This window comes from Sphaerospermopsis sp. LEGE 00249, assembly GCF_014299995.1.
GTDB classification, from domain to species: domain Bacteria; phylum Cyanobacteriota; class Cyanobacteriia; order Cyanobacteriales; family Nostocaceae; genus Sphaerospermopsis; species Sphaerospermopsis kisseleviana.
Genome location: NZ_JACJUZ010000146.1, coordinates 1 through 3,484, shown reverse-complemented (window position 1 = coordinate 3,484; position 3,484 = coordinate 1). Strand labels below are relative to the sequence as shown.

Genomic DNA, 3,484 nt, shown 5'->3' with positions numbered 1-3,484 from the left:
AGGAGTCAGGAGTCAGGAGTCAGGAGTCAGGAGTCAGGAGTCAGGAGGAGATTTGAAAATTTCTTTGCCATCTCTTGAAATCCCCAAAAATGCACACTTTTTCCGGTATACCCTTCAAAACCCTTGCACTAATTTCTGTGTTTATCAGCCTCTAACCTTTGACATATCAAGGTTTTAGGTTTATTCAGCAAACCCTATCTTAGATTTTAGATTTTAGATTGGAGTTCATGAAATATAATCCAAAAACCAAAATTGTATCACCAATCACCAATCACCAATCACCTGTTCACTACTTTAAGCCACTACTTGCCACCAACCAAAAGCAGGTCCGATAAAACGGATTGTTACCCATACTACTACCATAGCGCCAATACCAATCCAAGCTCCGCGAGTAGTGATTTTCACAAACAATTCTGCTTGAGATTTAGTGATAGGAACCCAGGGTAAAATGCGAGTTTCTTGCCCGTATTGTTCTCCTAATGTGCTTTTACGACGTTTTGCTTCACCCATAATCAATAATTTAAAGTTCGTTTTAGCTTCTTAATCTATGTTCGCAGGAATCACGGCGATTTGGGAAAGAAGTCAGGAGTGAGAATTTTTAGTTTTCCAATCACCCATCACCCATCACCCATCACCCATCATCCATTTGAATTGTCTTCATTATTGGGAGAAAATAGACTGGGATCGAGATAATTTAAGCGTGCTAGAGGACTCAGAGCAGCGAGAATTTGAGCGCCATAACTGCGGTTCACAACACGACTATCAAGTAAAGCCACAATACCTTGATTTTCCCGGACTGGGGCGATCGCTCGTTGCAGTTCATTCAAGGCAGTAGGTAATAAATATAACCTAAACCAATCTTGGTGCGATCGCTTGTAATGAGTTACCCTACCAGCCACCAAAGGATTTTCCAAAGATGGTAAAGGCAAAGTGGCAATAATTAACAACCGGGGTGCTGGTAAAACATCTTGATGCGATCGCCAAAATTCCCAACCACTCACCAAAATTCCATTTTCATCCAAACAAGTTTTTTCCACCTGTACCCGTGAACCAAACTCCGAAGCCAAAATTGCCCCCACCCTTGCTTTCAGCGGCACATCCCCCACCAAAACCACAGTCGTACCTGGAGATGTAGCACTTAAACAAACCAAAGTACGAACTTGATGAATAAACGCCCCTTGAAATTCCGGTGTATTAGGTAAAGGCAACTTATAGGGTGCATAAAGTTGAATTGCCTCCCCTTGACTATCACTAGAAAACTTCAAACAAGTCACATCCTCCAACCCCAAACGCTGACGAAATAGAGGAACTTCCGTTTCTGGTTCTACCGCACTACCAATCAATACCACAGGTTGCCGCTGCCAAATAGGGGCGAGTATTTTAGCCAATTCCATCGGGGCATAATGTAAAGAAAATAATCCTTGACGACGAGCAATAGTAGCCCAGAAAAGAGCAGAAGATAGGGTAATAGGGTGATGGGGTGATGGAGTGATGGTAGTAGGAGAAAAATCCTCGGTCAAGTTTTGGAACAGCAGCCAAAATTCCTGCCAGCTTTTTGGTAGATTACTTATGGACTCGAAGCTAGAATACAAACCTTGTAAAATTTCAATTTCCCTTTGAGAAATCAGATAACAGTGGTACGGGTTTTCTGGATGTTGGAATAATTCATGTGTCAATTGTACCCTAGCTTCCCGAATTACCTCAGCTTCCTGGGGACAAGCCAACATCAGTTGCTCCCAGTCATGAGGTTGAATATCTTGAGTTAGCTGATCACGTACCCAATCTTCCAAATCATCAACACCATCAATAATAGTAGGAATATTAGGGGGAAAACTACCATTATCAGCCAACTGCCCTTTTAACCAAGCTTGGGGGGAAGTTAACAGCAACCCTTGAAAATCAGAACCAGGCCAAACTTCACCTGTTCTAATGGGTTTATTAGCTGATAACCACTGCTGTAACCTGGGAATTTCTATATTTAGTAAACGCTGCTGGACAGTTGCCGATGCCACAATAATTACAGGACCATGCCACATCAAAGCAGACGCAATAAAACTGGTGCGATATCGACCCTGGTAGCCACAAACAGCCCCGACTTGAATTAAAGCACTACGTCCCAAACGCAAAGCCCGTGCTACCAACCGTGCCATCGTCAAGTGGTGAGGCCAAGTTGGAAAACCCTCTTGCGATCGCAGAAAGTTATGTAGTGATAAATGAACTTCAGCCTCAATCACGCGCTTTTCATCCCATAACAAATGACTTTTTTCCGAACTGCCACACTTTTATTATGTTGTCAGGGAATAGGGAATAGGGAATATTTATTTTTCTTCTTCCTCCTGTCACCAGTCCCCAGTCCCCAGTCCCCAGTCACCAGTCCCCAATCACCATTCACTAACATCTTTACATTATGCCAACTTACAAAGGAATTTCCAGCGAAGCCTTCAGACATCCACTAGATCGCCAAGCCGAGGAAGCTTTACGCAGTTTACCGGGCTTTGATTTAATCGCTCGTAAATTTGTGGAATTTGTCTATGAACGTCCGCAATTAATTTATTTAATGGGCAATAATATCCAAGTTGGACCACGCCAATATTCCACTATTTACCAGATGTTTCGCGAATGTGTACGGGATCTGGATATTTACCCAGAACCAGCACTATTTATTTCACAAAACCCCCAAGCCAACAGCTACGCACTAGGGCAAGAAAATCCTTACATAGTAGTTAACACTGGTATACTCGACTTACTCAATGAAGCCGAAATTAGGACAGTATTAGCCCATGAACTGGGGCATATTAAATGTGGTCATACTATTTTAATTCAAATGGCGATGTGGGCAATGAGCGCCGCTTCTACCATTGGCGAATTAACCTTTGGTTTGGGAAATTTAGTCACTCAAGCTTTAATTTTTGCCTTTTTTGAATGGCGACGTAAAGCCGAATTATCCGCAGATCGCGCCGCATTATTAGTCATGGATGACCTCAATACAGTCATCTCAACCATGATGAAAATATCAGGCGGTAGTAATAAATATGCCCATGAATGTAGTTTACAAGAATTTATTCAGCAGTCAGAAAAATATCAAACACTAGATGATAATAGACTCAATCAAGTATATAAATTTCTCATGTATAATGGCGCTCAAGGAATGATGATGAGTCATCCTTTCCCTGTAGATAGAGTGCATTATTTACGCACTTGGGCAGTATCAGAAGAATATCAGCAAATCAAGCAAGGTAACTATCAAAAAACCCCATCAGAAGGTGCAGTAAATGTTAAAGTTGAAACACCTGAAGATGAAGCAGAAACATTAAGAAAACAAATTGAAGAATTACAAAAAGAAATTGACAAAATGAGAAAGTGAGGTAATTGGTGATTGGTAATTGGTAATTGGTAATTGGTAATTGGTAATTGGTAATTGGTAATTGGTGATTGGGAAAAATACAAATAACTTCCCCTGCTTCTTCCCCAGTCCCCAGTCCCC

Annotated in this window: 4 protein-coding genes; 2 read left to right on the top strand and 2 right to left on the bottom strand. The window is 41.6% G+C overall.

From position 1 onward, the window contains the following. Positions 1-294: 294 nt before the first annotated feature. Together H5968_RS24735 and H5968_RS24730 are read right to left on the bottom strand one after the other, a co-directional pair. A complete protein-coding gene (locus H5968_RS24735; RefSeq protein WP_096570208.1) occupies positions 295-510 on the bottom strand; it encodes a DUF2839 domain-containing protein in 216 nt (71 codons plus the stop codon). Between the two features lie 128 nt (positions 511-638). Beyond that, positions 639-2,234, bottom strand: a complete 1,596-nt coding sequence (locus tag H5968_RS24730; RefSeq protein WP_187042050.1) for an ATP-dependent DNA helicase — start codon at positions 2,232-2,234, stop codon at positions 639-641. A gap of 21 nt (positions 2,235-2,255) precedes the next feature. On the opposite strand from H5968_RS24730, the gene H5968_RS24725 reads away from it, so the two are divergent. Further along, positions 2,256-2,456: a hypothetical protein gene (locus H5968_RS24725; RefSeq protein ID WP_187042049.1), complete on the top strand. Its 201-nt coding sequence runs from the start codon at positions 2,256-2,258 to the stop codon at positions 2,454-2,456. Then, complete coding sequence (locus H5968_RS24720) at positions 2,408-3,364, top strand: M48 family metallopeptidase (protein ID WP_137666826.1); 957 nt, start codon at positions 2,408-2,410, stop codon at positions 3,362-3,364. Before H5968_RS24725 ends, H5968_RS24720 begins: the two co-directional genes overlap by 49 nt. The last annotated feature ends 120 nt before the right edge of the window (positions 3,365-3,484 follow it).

What these genes read in the sequence shown, in the direction of transcription:
- H5968_RS24735 (WP_096570208.1), bottom strand. Translation starts at nt 510, where the DNA reads ATGGGTGAAGCAAAACGTCGTAAAAGCACATTAGGAGAACAATACGGG.
- H5968_RS24725 (WP_187042049.1), top strand. Translation starts at nt 2,256, where the DNA reads ATGACTTTTTTCCGAACTGCCACACTTTTATTATGTTGTCAGGGAATA.
- H5968_RS24720 (WP_137666826.1), top strand. Translation starts at nt 2,408, where the DNA reads ATGCCAACTTACAAAGGAATTTCCAGCGAAGCCTTCAGACATCCACTA.